The sequence below is a fragment of the Actinokineospora sp. UV203 genome, from assembly GCF_056323665.1.
The window spans coordinates 3,205,793-3,225,065 of the sequence record NZ_CM150484.1 but is presented as its reverse complement, the minus strand read 5'-3'; the positions used below and the strand labels follow the sequence as shown (position 1 = coordinate 3,225,065).

The 19,273-nt window shown below is 71.1% G+C and carries 22 protein-coding genes and 1 pseudogene; 11 read left to right on the top strand and 12 right to left on the bottom strand.

Going from position 1 to position 19,273, the window contains the following annotated elements; all coding sequences use genetic code 11:
* Positions 1-15: 15 nt before the first annotated feature.
* The 4 genes from ACUZ2Y_RS15065 to ACUZ2Y_RS15050 all read right to left on the bottom strand — a co-directional run bounded on the left by ACUZ2Y_RS15065 (position 16) and on the right by ACUZ2Y_RS15050 (position 3,581).
* Positions 16-675 (bottom strand): hypothetical protein, encoded by a 660-nt coding sequence (locus ACUZ2Y_RS15065; protein ID WP_476331454.1) that lies wholly within the window; start codon positions 673-675, stop codon positions 16-18.
* Complete coding sequence (locus tag ACUZ2Y_RS15060) at positions 672-1,502, bottom strand: hypothetical protein (protein WP_476331451.1); 831 nt, start codon at positions 1,500-1,502, stop codon at positions 672-674. Before ACUZ2Y_RS15060 ends, ACUZ2Y_RS15065 begins: the two co-directional genes overlap by 4 nt.
* 299 nt (positions 1,503-1,801) lie before the next feature.
* A complete protein-coding gene (locus ACUZ2Y_RS15055; protein ID WP_476331448.1) occupies positions 1,802-2,719 on the bottom strand; it encodes a C40 family peptidase in 918 nt (305 codons plus the stop codon).
* A 10-nt stretch (positions 2,720-2,729) separates the two neighbouring features.
* Positions 2,730-3,581, bottom strand: a complete 852-nt coding sequence (locus ACUZ2Y_RS15050; RefSeq protein ID WP_476331445.1) for a C40 family peptidase — start codon at positions 3,579-3,581, stop codon at positions 2,730-2,732.
* Positions 3,582-3,733: 152 nt separating this feature from the next.
* Here ACUZ2Y_RS15050 and ACUZ2Y_RS15045 point away from each other — a divergent pair, with 152 nt between their 5' ends.
* Positions 3,734-4,588, top strand: coding sequence for an NBR1-Ig-like domain-containing protein (locus ACUZ2Y_RS15045; protein WP_476331442.1), 855 nt, complete (start codon positions 3,734-3,736; stop codon positions 4,586-4,588).
* Between the two features lies 1 nt (position 4,589).
* Here the strand turns inward: ACUZ2Y_RS15045 and ACUZ2Y_RS15040 are convergent, their stop codons facing one another.
* The gene (locus ACUZ2Y_RS15040; protein ID WP_476331439.1) at positions 4,590-5,069 is read right to left on the bottom strand and encodes a GNAT family N-acetyltransferase; all 480 of its coding nucleotides are present in this window, start codon (positions 5,067-5,069) and stop codon (positions 4,590-4,592) included.
* A 159-nt stretch (positions 5,070-5,228) separates the two neighbouring features.
* Between ACUZ2Y_RS15040 and ACUZ2Y_RS15035 the strand changes: the two genes are divergently transcribed.
* The 3 genes from ACUZ2Y_RS15035 to ACUZ2Y_RS15025 are packed head-to-tail and all read left to right on the top strand — an operon-like array spanning position 5,229 to position 6,519.
* Positions 5,229-5,534, top strand: a complete 306-nt coding sequence (locus ACUZ2Y_RS15035; RefSeq protein WP_476331436.1) for a DivIVA domain-containing protein — start codon at positions 5,229-5,231, stop codon at positions 5,532-5,534.
* Entirely contained in the window at positions 5,534-5,965 is a 432-nt protein-coding gene (locus ACUZ2Y_RS15030; RefSeq protein ID WP_476331838.1) for an SRPBCC family protein, read from the top strand. Before ACUZ2Y_RS15035 ends, ACUZ2Y_RS15030 begins: the two co-directional genes overlap by 1 nt.
* Positions 5,965-6,519, top strand: coding sequence for a DNA-3-methyladenine glycosylase I (locus tag ACUZ2Y_RS15025; protein WP_476331433.1), 555 nt, complete (start codon positions 5,965-5,967; stop codon positions 6,517-6,519). The genes ACUZ2Y_RS15030 and ACUZ2Y_RS15025 overlap by 1 nt, the downstream gene beginning before the upstream one ends.
* Here the strand turns inward: ACUZ2Y_RS15025 and ACUZ2Y_RS15020 are convergent.
* Both ACUZ2Y_RS15020 and ACUZ2Y_RS15015 read right to left on the bottom strand, forming a co-directional pair.
* Complete coding sequence (locus tag ACUZ2Y_RS15020) at positions 6,506-7,294, bottom strand: enoyl-CoA hydratase-related protein (protein WP_476331430.1); 789 nt, start codon at positions 7,292-7,294, stop codon at positions 6,506-6,508. The two genes, ACUZ2Y_RS15025 and ACUZ2Y_RS15020, sit on opposite strands and share 14 nt — an antisense overlap.
* Positions 7,295-7,314: 20 nt before the next feature.
* Positions 7,315-8,109, bottom strand: a complete 795-nt coding sequence (locus ACUZ2Y_RS15015) for a PaaX family transcriptional regulator (RefSeq protein ID WP_476331428.1) — start codon at positions 8,107-8,109, stop codon at positions 7,315-7,317.
* A 181-nt stretch (positions 8,110-8,290) separates the two neighbouring features.
* On the opposite strand from ACUZ2Y_RS15015, the gene ACUZ2Y_RS15010 reads away from it, so the two are divergent.
* Both ACUZ2Y_RS15010 and ACUZ2Y_RS15005 read left to right on the top strand, forming a co-directional pair.
* Positions 8,291-8,458, top strand: coding sequence for a DUF3117 domain-containing protein (locus tag ACUZ2Y_RS15010; protein WP_091378352.1), 168 nt, complete (start codon positions 8,291-8,293; stop codon positions 8,456-8,458).
* A 50-nt stretch (positions 8,459-8,508) separates the two neighbouring features.
* Complete coding sequence (locus ACUZ2Y_RS15005) at positions 8,509-10,005, top strand: leucyl aminopeptidase family protein (RefSeq protein ID WP_476331424.1); 1,497 nt, start codon at positions 8,509-8,511, stop codon at positions 10,003-10,005.
* Here the strand turns inward: ACUZ2Y_RS15005 and ACUZ2Y_RS15000 are convergent.
* Together ACUZ2Y_RS15000 and glgA are read right to left on the bottom strand one after the other, a co-directional pair.
* Positions 9,930-10,436, bottom strand: a complete 507-nt coding sequence (locus tag ACUZ2Y_RS15000) for a GtrA family protein (protein WP_476331422.1) — start codon at positions 10,434-10,436, stop codon at positions 9,930-9,932. The genes ACUZ2Y_RS15005 and ACUZ2Y_RS15000 overlap by 76 nt on opposite strands.
* A 17-nt stretch (positions 10,437-10,453) precedes the next feature.
* On the bottom strand, positions 10,454-11,626 hold the full coding sequence (glgA, locus tag ACUZ2Y_RS14995; RefSeq protein ID WP_476331419.1) for a glycogen synthase: 1,173 nt from the start codon (positions 11,624-11,626) through the stop codon (positions 10,454-10,456).
* 128 nt (positions 11,627-11,754) lie between these two features.
* On the opposite strand from glgA, the gene glgC reads away from it, so the two are divergent.
* Positions 11,755-12,972, top strand: coding sequence for a glucose-1-phosphate adenylyltransferase (gene glgC / locus ACUZ2Y_RS14990; protein WP_476331416.1), 1,218 nt, complete (start codon positions 11,755-11,757; stop codon positions 12,970-12,972).
* Between the two features lie 25 nt (positions 12,973-12,997).
* Here the strand turns inward: glgC and ACUZ2Y_RS14985 are convergent, their stop codons facing one another.
* A complete protein-coding gene (locus ACUZ2Y_RS14985; protein ID WP_476331413.1) occupies positions 12,998-13,624 on the bottom strand; it encodes an O-methyltransferase in 627 nt (208 codons plus the stop codon).
* A 229-nt stretch (positions 13,625-13,853) separates the two neighbouring features.
* Between ACUZ2Y_RS14985 and sigE the strand changes: the two genes are divergently transcribed.
* From sigE to tatB, 4 genes are all read left to right on the top strand, one after another.
* Positions 13,854-14,441 (top strand): RNA polymerase sigma factor SigE, encoded by a 588-nt coding sequence (gene sigE / locus ACUZ2Y_RS14980; RefSeq protein WP_476331835.1) that lies wholly within the window; start codon positions 13,854-13,856, stop codon positions 14,439-14,441.
* 28 nt (positions 14,442-14,469) lie between these two features.
* Positions 14,470-15,051: a zf-HC2 domain-containing protein gene (locus tag ACUZ2Y_RS14975; RefSeq protein WP_476331410.1), complete on the top strand. Its 582-nt coding sequence runs from the start codon at positions 14,470-14,472 to the stop codon at positions 15,049-15,051.
* A 182-nt stretch (positions 15,052-15,233) separates the two neighbouring features.
* Positions 15,234-17,021 carry a S1C family serine protease gene (locus ACUZ2Y_RS14970; protein ID WP_476331408.1) on the top strand — a complete coding sequence of 596 codons (1,788 nt, stop codon included), beginning with the start codon at positions 15,234-15,236 and terminating at the stop codon, positions 17,019-17,021.
* Positions 17,022-17,065: 44 nt separating this feature from the next.
* Positions 17,066-17,449 (top strand): Sec-independent protein translocase protein TatB, encoded by a 384-nt coding sequence (tatB, locus tag ACUZ2Y_RS14965; protein ID WP_476331406.1) that lies wholly within the window; start codon positions 17,066-17,068, stop codon positions 17,447-17,449.
* A gap of 44 nt (positions 17,450-17,493) precedes the next feature.
* Here tatB and ACUZ2Y_RS14960 read toward each other — a convergent pair whose 3' ends face one another.
* Positions 17,494-18,261, bottom strand: a complete 768-nt coding sequence (locus tag ACUZ2Y_RS14960; RefSeq protein WP_476331404.1) for an ABC transporter permease — start codon at positions 18,259-18,261, stop codon at positions 17,494-17,496.
* Positions 18,258-19,162 (bottom strand): annotated as a pseudogene (locus ACUZ2Y_RS14955) (ABC transporter ATP-binding protein). The gene ACUZ2Y_RS14960 and the pseudogene ACUZ2Y_RS14955 overlap by 4 nt, the downstream one beginning before the upstream one ends.
* Between the last annotated feature and the right edge of the window lie 111 nt (positions 19,163-19,273).

Here is a 19,273-nt window from a genome sequence, read left to right as displayed (position 1 = left end):
CCGGCCGACCTGGCGTCAGAACGTCTGGTTCGCGAAGCCCTTCGTGGCGATCTTCGACAGCATCGACTGCCACGCCGCCGAGCTTGTGTGCGGGTCACCCGTGACGCCGAGTGCCGACTTGGCGCCGTTGAAGGCGTTCTGGGTGTTCGTGCCCCAGATGCCGTCCACGGTCAACCCCGACCCGCGGAAGTTGTTGCACATCGCCTGGACGAACTTGGTGTCGCTCTCCGAGCTCTTCACGCACAGGACCGGCAGGCCGCCGAAGTCGGAGTGGATGTGGTCGGCGTGCGCGGAGTTGTACCAACCGTCCAGCGCGTACCGGAAACGCCTGCGGCACACCGCGTCCACGGCCAGGTAGCGCTTGCGCAGCGACGCCGTGCCGGAGGCGTGGTGCTGGTCCAGGGGGCTGCTGACCTGCCCGCCGCTCCAGCGGACGTAGTCGAGGTCCATCGCCGTGCCCGCGCCGTGTTGGCCGGGCTTGTTGACGTAGAACCCGGCCGACACCAGGTACGTGATGCTCCCGTACGCCGACGATAAGGACCGCAGGTCGCGGATCCAGAGCACCAGGCTGTCGTAGAACCCTTGGGTGCACTGCCAGTTCCGCAGCGTCGTGTCGCCCCGGCTGGACCGCCAGTAGTACACCGGCGTGCCGTCGATTCGCTGGAAGGTGATCATCGGACCTCCGCGGTCTGGAGCTTGCCGTCGAGCAGCCAGTACGAGACGCGGCCCCGGTGGGTGCGGACCAGGCCGACCGCGTGGGCGCGGTCGGGCACTCCGGCGGGCCCACGGCCCGCGCCGACGGTGCCCGCGAGGGCGGCGGAACCGCCGATGGCATTGCCGACCCAGCGGACCGAGCCGTCGTCGAGGACGCCCTGCACCGCGGCGTCGCCGAGGCGGCCCGAGGCGAGTTCGGACCAGTCCGTACCGGTCGACGAGGTGTGGAGCACGGTTTCCTGGGATCCGGTGACACCCGCGAGCCAGCCCGACGGCCTCACCGCGAGCGTGGTGATGTACGCGTTGGCCTCCAGCCCGGTGACCGGGCCGACGCTCCAGTTGGCGCCGAGCCTGCGGGCGGCGATGGCGCCTCGCGGGACGTCCTCGCCCGACAGGTCGGAGCCCAGGGCCATCGCCTCGCTTGGGTTCGAGGCGATGGCGGTGAACATCGACCGGCGCCCGCGCAGCCGCAGGACCTCGCGCCAGGCCAGGCCGTCGGCGGACGCCCACAGCGCGGCCTCGCCGTCGATCGAGCCCGCGGCCAAAGCGCCGCGCGCGTCGGTGGCCACGTCCAGCACAAGTGCGCCGGCGAGCCCGGTGGTCGTTTTGGCGACACCGTCGTCGCCGATGAGCACCCAGTGGGAGTCCTGTCGGCACAGGACCTGGGGGTGGTTGTCGACGGCGGCCACGCCGGCGCAGAGGTCGACCTCGGTGGACGCCGCCGCGAGTCCGGCGCCCGGTCCGACCGCGGCGATCGCGGCGAGTCCGGCGGCGCCGATCACGAACATCCGGCGGCTGATCCGATCTGGTTCGTTTGGTCCCAATTCAGCTGATGTTTGCACGGGAAACCCTTCGGGGATAAGGGAAAAGTGCACACGACAAGCACGAGCTGTTAGTGGAGGATTGGCACGACAGGTCCGAGTCTAGGACCCGTCGTTCCACTTGGGATACGTCCGTTCCGCCCAATCTGGACCAGCCCGATACGCCAAAAGGACCTGCGGGGGTGGGCGCCCGCAGGTCCTTGAGGGTCGGCGATCGGGACCGCTTGGGGATGCGGTGTCGCGGACCGCCGACGTCCCCGGGGTGGCTAGATCACTCGGATGGCGTGCGCCGTCCAGCTCGACTGGCCATAGAGGTCCTTGATCCGCACGCTGTTCGCGTTGCGCGGCCAAGAGGCCTCGATGAGCTTGCCGTCGCCGACGAAGATCGCCACGTGGGTGGTGGTTCCCGCGTTGTCGCCGTCGCCCCAGAAGATCAGGTCGCCCGGCTCGAGCTGGTTGAGCGGCACCTTCTTGCCCGCGCCGTACTGCTGGGTGGTGGCGGGGCCGATGTCGATGCCCGCGCCCTTCCAGAAGGCGTACAGCGTGAAGCCGGAGCAGTCGTAGCCGTAGCGGTAGTAGTCGTCGCCGCCCTCACGCTGGCGGTGCTCGACGCCGTAGGACGGGCCGCCCTTGCCGCCGCCGCCCCACGAGTACAGGTAGCCCTTGCCGGTCTGGGACTTCGCGGCGTCGATGACGCGCTTGATCTTCTCCGCGCGGGTGCCGGTGGAGGGGCCCGCCGGGCCGTTGTTGCGGCCATGGACCTTCTTGCCGCCGCCGTCGGAGGTCTCGTCACCGCAGCGCGGGACGCCGGGGGCCCAGCCGTCGGTGCCGGTCTTGACGTACTTGTCCGGCACCCACCAGCCGTCGGTCGTGTAGTCCCAGATCTCGCCCGCGGCGCTGGACTGGCACTTGACCGGGACCATCTGGCCCGCCTTGTAGGCGTTGTACTTGTGGCCGGGCGCGTTGGCGTCCTGGCCCTTCTTCTTGCGGCCGTTGATGTCGACCTTCGCCGGGAAGCCCTTGGGCTTGATCGCCGGGTCGATGTCGAAGTCGGCGTCGGTGAACTCGCCGTCGGCGGCGACCGGGGAGGGCGTCGGCGTCGGGTCGGCCGAGCCGCACGCGGTCAGGCTGAGGCCGGCGATCATCGCCATGGCCAGGATCTTGGTGCTGGTTCGCATCGTCATCTTCCCTGGGTCACCAGTCGGCGGGCATGTAGGCCCAGCCGAGGTAGTCGGAGCGGTTGCGGAAGTGGTTGTCCTGGTAGACCTTCGGCCCGGTGCTGATCGCCTTGTTGTCGCCGATCGAGAGCATCACGTGGCCCCATTTGGTGGTGCTGCGGAAGAACACGACCGAGCCCGCGGGCGGAACCGAACCGGTGTGGATGCGGCCGCGCGCCTTCTGCCACTCGTAGTGCGTCATCGCCGAGTACTGCTTGCCGGACGTGCCGACCGAGCGCTCGACGAACAGCTCGCACTGGTTGTTCCAGTCGGTCGCGCCCAGGCGGGCCCGGGCGAACGCGATGGCTTCCTTGGCCCGCGGGTCCGCCGCGGCCGAACCGCCGCCGCCGTTGCCGCCGTCACCGCCACCGCTTCCGGCGCAGCGCGCCACACCCGGAGCGAAGCCGTCGGTGCCGGTCTTGACGTACTTGTCCGGCACCCACCAGCCGTCGGTCGTGTAGTCCCAGACCTCGCTGCCGTGCTTCGCCTGGCACTTGACCGGGACCATCTGGCCCGCCTTGTAGGCGTCGTATTTGTGGCCGGGCGCGTTCGCGTCCTGGCCGATCTTCTTGCGGCCGTTGATGGCGACCTTGGCCGGGAATGACTTCGGCCCGATCGCGGAATTGATTTCGTCGCCGTCGAGAGCCGCTTCTTCGGCGTCGTCGGTGGCCGCGTTCCCCGGCGCGTTGTCGGCCATTACCGCGCCACTGGTGATGATTTCGGTCGTTTCCGGCGCGGCCGCCAGGCCGTCGTCCGACGACCCGCAGGCGCTGAGCGTCAGCACGCTCGCCGCCGCGATGGCCGCCGCCACCACGTTGATGGTCTTCACCCTGTGTCTCCCTCGTGTGATTCGGATCAGCCCGGGCCGTTCGGGGCGGCGCCGGGGCATGGCTCTACGATGGGCCGCCGCTGGGGTTGTCCGGTAGCCGCTTACGCGCTCTGACAAGCCCTTACAACAGATCTGACAGGGGGGCGGCGATCGTGCCTGAACAAGCGGCTGACCGGGATACGCGCCGGTATCTGATCGCTGGTTTCGCCTCGGAGTTAAGGGATCTGCGGGAGGCGGTGGGCACCCCGTCGTTCCGCAGGATGGCCGGATCCTCGGGGGTGATCTCGCACACGACGCTGCATGAGGCCGCGGGCGGCAGCCGTTTCCCGTCCTGGGAGACGACCCGCGAGTTCGTCCGGGTATGCGGTGGCGACGAACGGGAATGGCGAGCCAAATGGGTCGCGCTGAAAACCGAGTTATCGCCTGACGAAGCCATTGTCCCACTGCGCGAAGAAGTCACGCGAGTGGTGAAAGAGGTGACGGTCAAACGGACTTGGTGGACGCGCGGGAAAATCACGATCGCCGCTGGGATTGTCGTCGCGGCGCTCGTCGCCGGATTCGGGTTCTACCACTTCGGCAAGACGCCATACGATCCGCTGTATTCCGGCGACTTCAGCCGGTTCATCACCGACGTGACCGTGCCCGACGGCGCGGAGGTCGTGGTCAATGAGACCTTCACCAAGATCTGGGAGATCGAGAACGGCGGATCGGTGCTGTGGCAGGGCCGCGCCATGCGCCGCGAGAACTCCGTCGGCGGCTGCCAGGCCCCGGAGCGGGTGCCGATCGGCACCACGCCACCGGGCGACCGGGTCAAGATCACCGCGATCGTGATCGCCGGGTCGGAGCCCGGGATCTGCAAGGTCGACTACAAGATGGTCGACGAGCAGAACCGGGTGACGCTGCCGGGTTCGCGGCCGATCTTCTTCATCGTCAACGTCGTCACGAAGCTGTCCGGCCCGCAGCCCGCGCACATGGCGCCGACGACCGCGAACTCCGCCGCCGCGTGACTCACGCCAGCGGGAGCGCGACTTCCAGCTCCCGCAGCGCCGGATCGTGCGGGTGCGCGTCGTCGCGGCCGGTCGGGATGAACCCGAGCCTGCGGTAGAAGCGCAACGCCCGGTCGTTGCCTTCCGCTGCCCACGCGGTGATCCGCCCGACCCGCCGCCCACGCGCCCAGTCGATCACCGCTAGCACCACGGCCTCGCCCGCCCCGGTGCCACGCAGGTTTGGACGCGCCCACACGGAGATCAGTTCCACGTCATCGGAATCCGGTGTCCCACCCGCGATCGCGACCGGCTCGCCGTCGAGCCTGCCGAGGAACAAGGCGTCACCGTCGATCCAGGACCGCCAGCGCGTCTCGTCATAGGCCAGCTCGCCGTCAAGGGTCGCGCCGAACGCCGAAGGGCTGTCGGTGAGCGCGGCGAGTCGGATCGCCCGCAGATCCGCCCATTCGTCCGCCGTGGCCCGCCGTACCTCGATCTCGCGCATTGGTGCAGCGTTCCCGGCCCCGCCTGCGGCCCACAACACGATTTCGGGCCCTCGCGGCCAAGTGGTCGCGTGGCGCGAGCTCACCTCCATCATCGGACACGTCCTCGAACCCGTGACCTAGGACTTTCCGGCCCGGCCGGGCCGTGACACGATCGCGGGGTGACCACCGCGCTCCTCTACCTCGTCGTGATGATGCTTGTCGCGGCGGTGGTGTTCCTGCTCGTCTCCGTCGTCTTCGGCCGTGGGGAGGAACTGCCCGCCCTGCCGCCCGGCGCCTCGCCGACCCGCCTGCCCGCCAACGGCGTCACCGGCGACGACCTGCGGTCCGTGCGCTTCCAACTCGTGCTGCGCGGCTACAAGATGACCGAGGTCGACTGGGTCCTGCGCCGGGTCGGCGACGAACTCGACGACCTGCGGGCCCGGGTGGCCGAACTCGAGGCGAAGCAGGCGGACGCCGACGCGTGATCATCGCGGTGACCGAGGAGGTCGACGTCGCCGCGCCCGCCGAGGTCACCTGGGCCGCGATCACCGACTGGGCCCGCCAGGGCGAGTGGATGCTCGGCACCCGCGTCGAGGTCACCGCGGGCGACGGCCGGGGCGAGGGGTCCCGGCTCTCGGCGTTCACCGGTGTCGGACCCCTCGGGTTCACTGACACCATGGACATCACCGTCTGGGACCCGCCCACCCGCTGCGCGGTCCGCCACACGGGCAGGTTCGTGCGCGGGACCGGGCTGTTCGAGGTCCGCGCGCGCGGCGCCGAGTCGACCTTCGTCTGGCACGAGCGGCTCGAAGCCGGACCGGTGATCGGCCTCGGCTGGAAGGTCGTCGGACCCGCGTTCCGCGCGGGCATCCGCTACTCACTGCGCCGATTCGCGCGATTCGCGGAGGCACGGTGATGACCGACCGGCTCCGCTGCCCCTGGGGCGACAGCACCCCCGACTACGCCGAGTACCACGACACCGAGTGGGGCGTCCCCCTGCGCGGCCGCGACGAGCTCTACGAGCGGATCAGCCTGGAGGCCTTCCAGTCCGGCCTCTCGTGGATCACGATCCTGCGCAAGCGCGAGGGCTTCCGGGCCGCGTTCGCGGGCTTCGTCCCGGAGAAGGTCGCCGCGTTCACCGAGGCCGACGTCGAGCGGCTGATGGCCGACGCCTCGATCGTGCGCAACCGGATGAAGATCGAGGCCACCATCGGCAACGCCCGCGCGATCCTCGACCTCGACACCCCGCTCGACGACCTGCTGTGGTCCTTCGCCCCGACCGCCGACCGCCCGAGGCCCGCCACCCTCGCCGACGTCCCCGCCGTGACGGCGGAGTCGAAGGCGATGGCGAAGGACCTCAAGCGGCGCGGCTTCGCGTTCGTCGGCCCGACCACCTGCTACGCGTTGATGCAGGCCACGGGCATGGTCGACGACCACATCGAGACCTGCTGGCGCGCTACTTCCCCGTGAAGTCGGGCTTGCGCTTGGCCACGAAGGCGTCGACGGCTTCCTTGTGGTCGCTGGTCGCGCCCGCCTCGGCCTGGGTGCGGCCTTCGACCGCGAGCCCCTCGGTCAGCGGCCCGCCCGCCGACGCCAGCATCGCTTCCTTGATCTTCGCGTAGGCCGTGGTCGGGCCCGCCGCCATGGTCGCGGCGATGGCCTGCGCGGTGCTCAGCACGTCCTCCGGCGCCACGACCTGGGTGACCATGCCGATCCGCAGCGCCTCCTCGGCGTCGACCGGCTTGGCGAGCAACATCATCTCCATGGCCCGGCCGTAGCCGATCAGCCTGGGCAGCGTCCACGCCGCGCCCGAGTCGGCGGTCAGGCCGACGTTGGCGAAAGCCATCAGGAACTTCGCCGTCGACGCGGTGATCCGCAGGTCACAGGCGTAGGCGAAGGACGCGCCCGCGCCCGCGGCCATGCCGTTGACCGCGGCGATGATCGGCTTGGGCAGGCCGGTGATCGCCGAGACGATCGGGTTGTAGTGCTTGTCCACAGTCGACAGCGGCGCCGGGTCCCCGGCGGCCAGCAGCGCCATGTGCTCCTTGAGGTCCTGGCCCGCGCAGAACGCCTTGCCCGCGCCGGTGAGGACGACCGCGCGCACCGAGTCGTCGGCCGCGGCGGCCTCAAGGGCGGCGAGCAGGTCTTCCTTGAGCTCGACGGTCAGCGAGTTGAACGCGTCCGGGCGGTTGAGGGTGAGCGTCCGAACACCGGCCTGGTCCTCGATCAACAACGGCTTCGACACAGCCCCTACCTTCCTGCGGATTAAGCGGTGGACCTCTGCTTACCACCTCGGGTCAGGCAGTCGTCGAGGAACTTTGTCACAGCCGGAGCAAGGCGGGCGGTGTGCTGGTCGAAGAACTCCGCCGCCGCGCGCCCCGGCCAGTCCTCGGGCAGCAGGTCGGCGGGCAGGCCCGGGTCGCGGAAGAGGAATTTGCGCCACGAGTGCAGCAGCCGCTGTGACGCGGCGAACGCCTCCGCGGGCACCGAGCCGTCGACCGCGGCCATCACCGGCTCCCACATCGCGACGAACCCCGTGTAGTCCGCGCCCAGCTCGTCGATGTCCCAGGCGGTGGCGGCCAACTCGGCGTCGGCGCCGTCGTGGGCGCCGTGGAAGACCCGCGCGGGCACGTCGGCCAGCACGTCGGCCAGTTCCGCGGACGGTCGCGGCGCCACCCAGGTCGCCGGGCCGAGGGGGCCGTAGCCGAGCAGCCGCAGCGACGACGCGAGCCGCTCCCGCGCGACCCGGCTGGGCAGTTCCTCCAGCACCACGACGTGCCAGCGTCCGTCCCATGTGGACGGGCCGGTGCGGTAGATGCGGGCCGCGGCCTCGTCGAGCCTGCGCTCCGCGCGCGGGGTCAGGGCGTAGCCGGGGCCCTCGGGCAGCCGCTCCGGGACCAGCCAGCCCTGTCGCACCATGCGGGACACGGCGGTCCGGATCGCGGGCGCGCCGAAGTCCAGCGGTTCGAGGAGCCGGACGAGGGCGGCGATGGCCGCGGCGCCCCCGCGCCCCCGCAGGTAACCGCCGTAGACGTCGAACAAGGCCGAACGTGCGCGCACGACGAGGGAGTCTGTCAGTCCCTGTGGGCGGTGCGCCACCTGGCTTCCAGCCCATCTTGGCCTGTCAAGCGACACGCGATGATCGGTTCGATTTCACCGCCGAGACCGGATAGGGGAGAATGTCACCGACTCGGCCGATTCATTTGGTCGGGTGGGCGAGCTATGACGGAGGGAGCACGCTATGGCGGCCATGAAGCCCCGGACCGGAGACGGTCCCCTCGAGGTGACTAAGGAGGGTCGGGGCATCGTGATGCGCGTCCCACTGGAGGGCGGTGGACGCCTCGTGGTCGAGATGACACCCGAGGAGGCCAGCGACCTGGGCGACGCGCTCAAGGTCGCCGCGGGCTGATCTGTCCTGATTCACAAACCCTGAGCGTCACCCACTGCACGGAGGAATGTTTGTCCACGCCGGTGCCGACCTTGCCGACGACGCTGCCCGACGTGGAGGTGACCGCGAGCCCCCGCAAGGGGGTGCCGCTCGTAGTGCTCAGCCGCACGTCGGCCGACGGTCCGCCGGAGTTCGGCCCCGGCGGGGACAGGCTGCCCGAAGCGTGGGCCGACCTGGTGGCGTTCACCGGGGCGGCGGGTGAGGCCCAGGCCGGTCCGGTCGACTCCGGTGTGCGCTGGGTGCTCGGTCTGGGGGACGGCGAGTCGGCGCGGTGGCGTTCGGCGGGCGCGGCCCTGGTCCGCGCGGCCGAGGCCACATTGGACGGTGCGAAGTCGGCCGCCGACCGTGGCCTGCAGGTCGAACTGCCTGCTGACGCGGGCAGCGACGAGGTCGCGGAGTTCGTCCGCGGGGTCGTACTGGGTGGCTACAAGTTCAAGGTGACCGCCGAGGAGCCCAAGCCGCGCGTGCGCGGCCTGCGGTTGGTGGTCCCCGACGGCGAGCGACGCGACGAGATCGACGCCGCGGCCAGACGGTCCGCCGTGCTGGCCGCGGCGACCTCGTTCGCCCGTGATCTCGCCAACGCGCCGTCCAACGTCAAGGACCCGGCCTGGCTGGCCAAGACCGCGGCGAAGGCGGCGGGCAAGGTCGCGGGACTCGGCGCGGAGATCCGCGACGAGCGCTGGCTCGCGAGCAACGGTTTCGGCGGCGTCCTGGCCGTCGGCGGCGGCTCCGAGCGGCCGCCGCGGCTGCTGGAGCTGTCCTGGAACCCGACGGGCGCGACCGGTCCGCACATCGTGCTGGTCGGCAAGGGCATCACCTTCGACACCGGCGGCATCTCGATCAAGCCCGCCGAGGGCATGCACCTGATGCGCACGGACATGGCCGGTGGCGGCGCGGTCATCGCGGCGATGGTCGCGATCGGCACCCTCGGCCTGCCCGCGCGGGTCACCGCGCTGGTGCCGTGCGCCGAGAACCACGTCTCCGGGTCGTCGTACCGGCCCGGCGACATCGTGACCCACTACGGCGGCACCACCACCGAGGTCACCAACACCGACGCCGAGGGCCGCATGGTCCTGGCCGACGCGCTGGCCTACGCGCGGGCGACGCTCAAGCCCGACCTGCTGGTCGACGTCGCCACCCTGACCGGCGCGATGAAGGTCAGCCTCGGCATGCGCACCGCGGGTCTGTTCGCCACCGACGACGCCCTGGCCGAGCGGCTGCGGGACGCGGGCGCCCGGGTCGGCGAGGCCTTCTGGCGGATGCCGCTGCTCGAAGAGCAGTTCGCCGACGCCGTGGTCAGCGAGGTCGCCGACATCCGGCAGTGCCCGAGCGGCCCCGGCGGCATCACCGCGGCCCTGTTCCTGCGCCAGTTCACCGGGGACACCCCGTGGGCGCACCTGGACATCGCGGGTCCGGCGCGGTCGGACAAGTCCTACGACGACGTGGTGCCCGGCGCCACCGGGTTCGCCGCACGCACGCTCGTGGAGCTGGTGGCCTCGTACACCTGACCGAACACCCGGTCCAGGAACGCGAACTTCGCCACGAACACCGGCAGCCCGCCCAGCAGGTAAGCCATGATCAACACCAGGGTGCGGGCGTCGCGGTCGACGACCAGCGGCGAGAACACCAGCTCGGCGACGGTCGTCAGCCCCACGGAGACGAACCCGCCGAGCCCGGTGACCACGAGGTAGCCGACGACCTGCCGGGTCAGCCTCGGCATCCCGCGCTGCCCCCACGCCCACCAGCGGATCATCACGAAATGCGGGACCGCGCCCGCGACGAACCCGATCGTGCTGGCCGACGTCGCGTCGAAGCCGCCGGAGGAGTACAGCCCGTACAGCACGAGCTGGGTGATGCCGGTCGCGACCAGCGAGGCCACCGCGTACTTGCTGAACCGCACTCGGTGCCGCGTGACCCAGCGAACCAGTCGACCCTCCACAACGAACACAGTAAGTGCTACTTCCTGACCGAGTTCTCAGCGGTCACACGCGTGTAGACGGCCACTGTGCGCTCGGCCACCGTCGTCCACGAGAACTCCCGCTCGGCCCGCTCACGGCCCGCCGCGCCCATCGCTGCCGCCCGTGCGGGATCCCCCAGTACGCGGTTGACCGCCTCGGCCAACTCCACGCGGTAGGTCTCGGTGTCGGCCTCGTCGTAGTGCACGAGCAGGCCGTTGACGCCGTCGGCGACCACCTCGGGGATGCCGCCGACGTCGGAGGCCACGATCGCGGTCCCGCAGGCCATCGCCTCCAGGTTGACGATGCCCAGCGGTTCGTAGACCGACGGGCAGACGAACACGGCGGCGTGGCTGAGCACTTGGCGGACTTCGCGCTGTTCGAGCATCCGCTGGATCCAGAAGACCCCTTCGCGCGACTCGGCCAGTTCGGCGACGGCCGCGCGGGTCTCGGCGGCGATCTCACGAGTGTCGGGGGCGCCCGCGCACAGCACGATCTGGGCGGCCGGGTCGATCCGGTGGGCGGCGGCGATCAGGTGTCCCACGCCCTTCTGCCGGGTGATCCGGCCGATGAACGCGACGATCGGCCGGTCCGGGTCGATGCCCTCGGCGACCAGCGCGTCCGTCTCCGCGACCGGGTGGTACTCGGTGGTGTCGATGCCGTTGCGGACCACGTGGACGCGCTCCGGGTCGAGCCTCGGGTAGCAGGCCAGGACGTCGGCGCGCATGCCCTCACTCACCGCGATGACCGCCGCCGCGGACTCGTACGCCGTGCGTTCGATCCAGCAGGACAGCCGGTAGCCGCCGCCGAGCTGCTCGGCCTTCCACGGCCTGCGCGGCTCCAGCGAGTGCGCGGTGACCACGTGCGGCACGTCGTGCAGCAGGGCGGACAGGTGCCCGGCCAGGTTCGCGTACCAGGTGTGGGAGTGGACCAGGTCCAGGCCCGCGGTCGCCGCCGTGATCGCCAGGTCGGCCGAGAGCATCCCCAGCGCCGGGTTCACCGCGGACAGGTCCGGCAGGGGAGCGTGCGCGAGGGCGCCCGGGACCGGTCCGCCGATACGGTGCACGTCGACGTCGACCAGTCCACGCAGCCGGGGCACCAGCGCCCCCACGTGGACGCCGGCGCCGCCGTAGACCTCGGGCGGGTACTCGCGCGTCAGCAATCCGATGTGCACGCGAGCCAGGCTAGTCGCGGGTAGGTGGCGGAACGCATTGCGGCGCACGGGTGAACGTGCGGCGACGAGGGGGCGGACCGGCGTGTCATCGGTGGCCGGGGTCCCGTGCGGCCGGTTAGGGTCAAGGCGTGAAGGGCCGGCCGCGCGTACTAGGCATCGTGCTGGCTGGCGGGGAGGGCAAGCGGCTGTGGCCGCTCACCGCCGACCGCGCCAAGCCCGCCGTTCCCTTCGGGGGCAACTACCGGCTCGTCGACTTCGTCCTGTCGAACCTGGTCAACGGCGGATTCCACCAGCTGTGCGTGCTGACCCAGTACAAGTCGCACTCGCTCGACCGGCACATCTCCACCACCTGGCGGCTCTCCAGCGTCCTCGGGCAGTACATCACCCCGGTCCCGGCGCAGCAGCGGCTCGGCCCGCGCTGGTACACCGGCAGCGCCGACGCGATCTTCCAGTCGCTCAACCTGGTCTATGACGAAGCGCCGGACCACATCGCGGTGTTCGGCGCCGACCACGTCTACCGGATGGACCCGGAGCAGATGCTCGACCGGCACATCGACTCCGGCGCGGGTGTCACCGTCGCCGGGATCCGGGTGCCCCGCGCCGAGGCGCGCGCGTTCGGCTGCATCGACTCCGGCCCCGACGGCCGGATCACCCGGTTCCTGGAGAAGCCCGCCGACCCGCCGTCGGTGCCCGACGACCCGAACGTGACGTTCGCGTCCATGGGCAACTACCTGTTCAAGACCAGCGCGCTCCTCGACGCTCTTCGCGCGGACGCGGCGAACCCGGACTCGCTGCACGACATGGGCGGCGACATCATCCCGATGCTCGTCGACGCGGGCACCGCGCACGTCTACGACTTCGACGACAACGACGTCCCCGGCGCCACCGAGCGCGACCGCGGCTACTGGCGCGACGTCGGAACCCTGGACGCCTACTACGAGGCCCACCAGGACCTGGTGTCGGTGCACCCGGTGTTCAACCTCTACAACCAGCGGTGGCCGATCCGGACCGCGACGCCGCCGCTGCCGCCCGCGAAGTTCGTCAACCTGGGGTCCGCGGTCGAGTCGATCGTCGGCCCGGGCGCGATCATCTCCGGCGCGTCGGTCGTCGACTCGGTGATCAGCGCGGACGTGGTGATCGAGGACGGCGCGTCGGTCGAGGGCAGCGTGCTGCTGCCGGGCGTGCGGGTCGGGAAGGGCGCGACCGTGCGGCGCGCGATCCTGGACAAGAACGTGATCGTCGCCGACGGCGCCCGCATCGGGGTCGACCAGGAAGCCGACCGCCAGCAGTACACGGTCAGCGCGAACGGAGTCGTCGTCCTCGGCAAGGGCGTCCGCGCCGAATGACACCGCGTTCGCGCCTGGCGCACAGCTAGATCTTGGCCGCGACCAGCAGTCCGTCGCCCGTCGGCAGCAGCAGCGGGACCAGCCGGTCGTCCTCACGCACCACCTTGGCCACCTCGCGCAGGGCCATGCTCTCGGAGTCGCGGCGGGCCGGGTCGGCGGCGGCGTTGACGTCGTCGAACGCCAGCACGCCGCCGGGGCGCAGCAGACGCACGCTGTGGGCGTGGTAGGTCAGGTAGTCCGCCTTGGCGGCGTCGGCGAACATCAGGTCGTAGCCGTTGTCGGTCAGCCTGGGCAGCACGTCGACCCCGCGGCCCATGATCAGCCGGGCGCGGCCGGGCGCCACGCCCGCGTCGGAGAAGGCGCGCTTGGCGACGGCCTGGTTCTCCGGGTCGACATCGATCGACGTCAGGACGCCGTCCGGGGCCATCCCGCGAAGCAGCGACAGGCCGCTCACTCCGGTGCCGGTGCCGATCTCCACGACGGCCTTGGCCTGCAGGACCGCGGCGAGAAACCGCAGCGCGGCGCAGGTGGCCGGGCTCGCGGGCGGGCAGCCCAGGTCGATGGCACGGGCCCGTGCGGCGGCCAGCGCCTCATCGTCGGCGAGGTAGGCCTCGACGTAGTCGCTCAGCTCAGCCGCGGTTTCCGGTCCCACAGGGACGCAGACTAGCGAGGGAAGTCCCAAAATCGGGTGAACCTTGCCGTGGAGCACGTCACCGGTTTTCTCAGGCAGGTCTCAGCCGACTCTCACGGTCGCCACATGGGCGTGCTGGATGCTCATCGCCAAGACGGGGAATCTGTCGTGGAGGGGGAACAAGATGGGCGACACGCACGTTGGAACCGGCAGTGGGCAACACAGCCTTCAGGAGGTGCGTATCCCCACGATGCAGACGCAGCCGATGAGCGAGACGGTCCTGGACAACAAGCCGGTGGGCTTGGACGCCCCGGCCTGGACGCCGCCGTCTTGGGACGAGGTCGTGCGCGAACACGGCGACCGCGTCTACCGCCTCGCGTACCGCCTCTCCGGCAACGCGCACGACGCCGAGGACCTGACCCAGGAGACGTTCATCCGGGTCTTCCGGTCACTGGCGTCGTACAAGCCCGGCACGTTCGAGGGCTGGCTGCACCGCATCACCACGAACTTGTTCCTCGACATGGCCCGGCGCCGCTCCCGGCTGCGCATGGAAGGCCTGCCCGAGGACACCGACCGGCTCGCCGGCGACGATCCCAGCCCCGAGCAGGTCTACTCCGACACCCATCTCGACCCGGACCTGCAGGCCGCGCTCGACGAGCTGCCGCCCGAGTTCCGCGCCGCGGTGGTCCTGTGTGACGTCGAAGGCCTTTCCTACGAGGAGATCGGTGCCACCCTCGGGGTGAAGCTCGGTACTGTGCGAAGCAGGATCCACCGGGGCCGCCAGGCCCTCCGCGCGTCGCTCGAGCGTCGCCGCGAGTTCGCACGGGAAGGCCTGTGATGACCCTCTCGACGACGGAGTCGAACCGATGAGCCTTGAGCGTGGCTGGGGGCTGCCCGAACAGCACCTGCTGCCCGACGCCGTCGTCGCCTTCGTCGACGGCGAGCTGTCGCGCACCGCGGTCGACCGGGTCACCTCGCACCTGGCCAAGTGCCCGTGGTGCGCCGCCGACATCAACGCCCAGCGCCAGGCCCGCGCCGCGGTCCGCGCCGCCCACACCCCGGCCATGCCCGCGGGTCTGCTCGCGTCGCTGCGGGCGATCCCGCAGGAAGTCGACTTGCCCGCTACCCCCGATGGCCTCGCGGTCACCGTGGACGGCCAGCTCGTCGCCGTCCAGCGCCCCGACCGGGCCGCGTTCGGCAGCAGCGTGCCGCTGGGGTCGTCCCCAAAACTCGGCGAGAGCCGCAACGTCCTGGGCCGCCGCCCGGGAAGACGCGCCGCGCAAGGCGCTGGCGTCGTCGTCTCCGGCTTGGTGCTCGGCGCGCTGGCGTTCGTCAACACCGCCGGTCCGGAGGGACCGAGTGACCCGAACTTCGGCTCCGACGTCGAACCCGCGGGCTTCGTCGGCGGCGATCTGACCGCCCACTTCGGCACCGTCCCAGCGCGCTAGTGCCTGCGCCGGCTTTTCCGAACCGGACGCGCAACCGACCGCCACCTAAGGGGACCGTGATGGCGGCCGACTACGGTCACCCACAGACCCGCCCTGTCACCCTGCAGGTGACCAAGACTCTGCATTCCGGGGTGGCGGACCAGTACGCCTACTTAACCGTCGTGCGGGCATCCTGAGCAGTGATGAGCGAGCACAACCCGGACCTGACCCAGGTCGCCAACACCCCCGCACCGCCCCAGCCCCCCGCGGCTGACCGCGGCCCGGGGGGCACCCCGGACCCGGAAGCCACCCAGGTGCTCGACGGAGCGACCGCGGTGCCGCGGCCCGGACAGCAGACCGTGCCTGCCGGCTCAACGCACCCGGCCGCGTCCGGTGATCGGCAGGCGGTGCCGGTCGGCGCGACGAACCCGGTCGACGCCACCGTCACCCAGCCCGTCCTCAGCCGCGACTCGCGCCTGGATCCGCCTGCCGTGCGGGAGCCCTTCGTCGACCACCAGCAGCGCGTCGGGCCGCGGCCCCTTGACCGGCCCGCGGTCGATCCGTCCAGCGCCGCCGTGTTCGGCAGGCCCACGGGCGTCGACGGCGCGTTCTCGCCCACCGCTCCCGCACCGGCATCGATCGGCGCCCTGACGTCCACACCGCCGCCCCCGGAGTCGCTCACCAGCGCCTTCGGCAGGTCCCCGGGTGAGTCCGGCGTCGTCCTCCAGCGCCCTCCCGGGTCGCCCGCCGCGGCCGCCCAGGACGACCCGATGTGGACCGAGGACGGCTTCGACCCGTGGCGTGACCCGGCCGCGGGCGCCGTCATCGGCCCACCGGCACTCGATCGCGAACCCGACGACTCGACGGGCACCGCCAAGCGTCCGCCGGGCGGTCAGCTCAGTCTCACCGAGGTGCTCTTCGGCAGGCGCGTCAAGCCGCTGGCCCTGGGGATCCTCGGTCTGGTCGCGCTGCTGATCGGCGCGGTCGGCGGTCTCGTCGGCTGGGTCGTCGCTCGCGGTGGTGACGCCCTGACCAGCGACGTCACCCTCGCGCAGGCCGAAGCGGGCAAGGAGCGCCCAGCGGGCTCCGTGTCCGACATCGCCGCGCGGGTGCGGCCAGCCGTGGTGTCCATCGAGGTCCGGATGGAACAGGGCGGCGGCACCGGCTCCGGTGTCCTCATCGACGGCGCGGGCTACATCGTGACCAACTGGCACGTGGTCACCCTCGAAGGCCGCGCCGACGACAAAGCCAAGATCACCACAGTCTTCACCGACGGCACCCGGGCCGAGGCCAAGCTCGTCGGCACTGACCCGAAGACCGACCTCGCGGTCATCAAGGTCGCGGTGACCAACCCGACCGTCCTGCAGTTCGGCAACTCCGACGACCTCAAGGTCGGCGACGCCGTCATCGCCGTCGGCTCGCCGCTCGGCCTGACCGACACCGTCACCGAGGGCATCGTCAGCGCCCTGCACCGCCCGGTCGTGGCCGGCGGCGACAACGGGCAGGCCCCGATCACCTACGACGCCATCCAGACCGACGCCTCGATCAACCAGGGCAACTCGGGCGGCCCGCTGGTCGACTCCACCGGCGCCCTGGTCGGCATCAACTCGGCGATCCGCAGCAGCGGCTCGGGCAACACCGGCAGCGTCGGCCTCGGCTTCGCCATCCCGTCCAACGACGCCAAGCGGATCTCGGAGATGATCATCCGCGACGGCAAGGTCAAGCACGCCGACCTCGGCGCGAACGTCCGGTCGGTGTCGGCGGAGACCGCCGAGGGCGCCCAGGTCGTCAACGTCACCGAGGGCGGGGCCGCCTCCCGGGCGGGCATTGCCGAGGGCGACGTCATCCGCAAACTGGGCGACCGCCAGGTCCGCAACGCCGCCGAGTTGACCGTGGCGGTCCGCAGCCACCAGCCCGGGCAGACCGTTCCGGTCGTGTTGGCCAGACAGGGCCAAGAGCTGACCATTCAGGTAACCCTGCAGTCAGATTGACGGGATAACCTGACCGGGGACGGTTGGCGAATTCGGAGGTAAGGGTGTTCGAGAGCATCGGTTGGGCCGAGATCCTGGTGCTCGGCGTGGCCGGCCTGTTCATCCTGGGGCCGGAACGCCTCCCGGACGCCGCCGCCTGGGTGGGCCGCACCGTGCGCAAGGTCCGCGAATACGCCACCGGCGCCCGCGACCAGCTCAAGTCCGAACTCGGCCCCGAGTACGACGAGCTCCGCAAACCCCTGCAGGACCTGCAGCAGCTGCGCAACTTGGACCCGAAGCAGCTGGTCGCGAACCACCTCTTCGGCGACAACGACAACGGCGTCAAGCCCAACGGGCACGCCCCGCAGCCCGCCATCCCGGCCAAGCCCGCGGAGCCGCCGAAGGCAGGCCCGCAGCCGCGGTCCCCGTTCGACCCCGACGCCACCTGACCCGCAACAGGGAAACGGCACCCGAAGGTGCCGTTCCCCCCCGGTCAGGCGTCTCGCCGAGCCAGCAGCCAGGCCCCCACCGCCAGCGGGACCAGGGCGTACCCGGCCGCCAGAAGCAGGGCGGCGCCTTGGGACAACAGCGGGTCCGCCGCGGTCCCGGCCAGCTGCGGGGGCAGGTGCAGCAGCGACACCGCGTAGACCCGCGTGTCCCACGGTGCGGGCAGCAGCATCGAGATGATCGGCACCACGAAGATCAGCACGGTGACCGACACGACCGCCCCCGCGGTCGACCGCAGCGCCGTGCCCAGACCGAGCGCCAGCAGCGCGACCACCGTCACGGCGACAGCGCCGGCGATCGGTGTCGTCAGACCCGCCTCGACCGACTCCCACGGCCGGATCGGCGCCGGACGGTCGCCCACCGCTATCCAGCTCAATGCGTACATCGCGAACGAGGCCACCAAGCCGATCACCAGTGCCGCCCCGCCGACGACCAACGCCTTCGCTCCGAACAGCACGGACCGGCGGGGGACACCGACCATCGTCGGCCGGATCGACCCGGTGCCGTACTCGCCGGTGATCACCAGCGCCGCCACCGCGGCCACCGTGAGCTCGACCAGCGGCAGCAGCACGACCGACATGTCCGCGCTGGAGAACAGGGCCTGCTGCTCCGGCGAGGCCCGGTCGAAGTCGGCGGTGATCAAAGCGGCCAGCAGACCGCCGAAGGCCACTGCCAGAACAGCCACAACGGGCACCGACCACGAAGATCGCAGCGAACGGATCTTCAACCACTCGGAGAGCATCGTGTTCTTCATCGCAGGGCCTCCGCCCGGTAGGACACAAAGTCGTCGGTGAGTTCCAGGTAGGCGTCCTCCAGGCTGGCGCTGCGCGGTGTCAGACCGTGGATGGCGCAAGCCGAGCGCAGGGCCAGGTCGCCGATCTCCGCCGGCGTCAGGCCGGTGACCACCAGGTCCGCGCCGTCAGGCCGGACCTCGCCGCCGGAGGCCCGCAGGACCGGAGCCAGACCTTCCGGGTCCGGGGTCGTGACCAGCACGTCGCGGTGGAAGCGCGCGGTCAGGTCGGACATCGACGTCTCCGTGATCAGCCTGCCCCGGCCGATCACCACCACGTGGTCGGCGGTCAGCGCCATCTCGCTCATCAGGTGGCTCGACACCAGCACGGTCCGCCCCTCGGCGGCCAGATCCCGCATCAGGGTGCGGATCCAGCGGATGCCCTCCGGGTCCAGCCCGTTGACCGGCTCGTCGAACAGCAGCACGCCCGGGTCGCCGAGCAGCGCGGCGGCGATGCCCAGCCGCTGCTTCATGCCCAGGGAGAACCCGCCGACCCGTTTGTTCGCCACCCCGCCCAGGCCGACCCGTTCGAGCACCGTGCGCGCCCGGTCGGCGCCGATCCCGTTGCTCAGGCCGAGGCAGCGCAGGTGCGCCAGGGCGGTCCGGCCGCCGTGGACGGCGCCCGCGTCGAGCAGTGCGCCGACCTCGAACATCGGCCGCCGGATGCCGGCGTAGCGCTGCCGTTCACCAGCGCCTCCCCGGACGTCGCCCGGTCGAGGCCGAGTACGGCCCGCATCGTGGTGGACTTGCCGGAGCCGTTGGCCCCGAGGAACCCGGTGACCTGTCCGGGTCGGACGGTGAAGCTCAGTCCGTCGACGGCCACTGTGCGGCCGAAGTGCTTGGTCAGTTCGCGTATCTCGATCACGGTGACAACGGTCCACGCGTCGGGCCGCCACCGGATCGGCCCTGGGGCCGCACTTGCCCGCGCCAGGTCCGACCCAGGTATGACACCGCTGGTCCGACGCGGCGGGCGGGC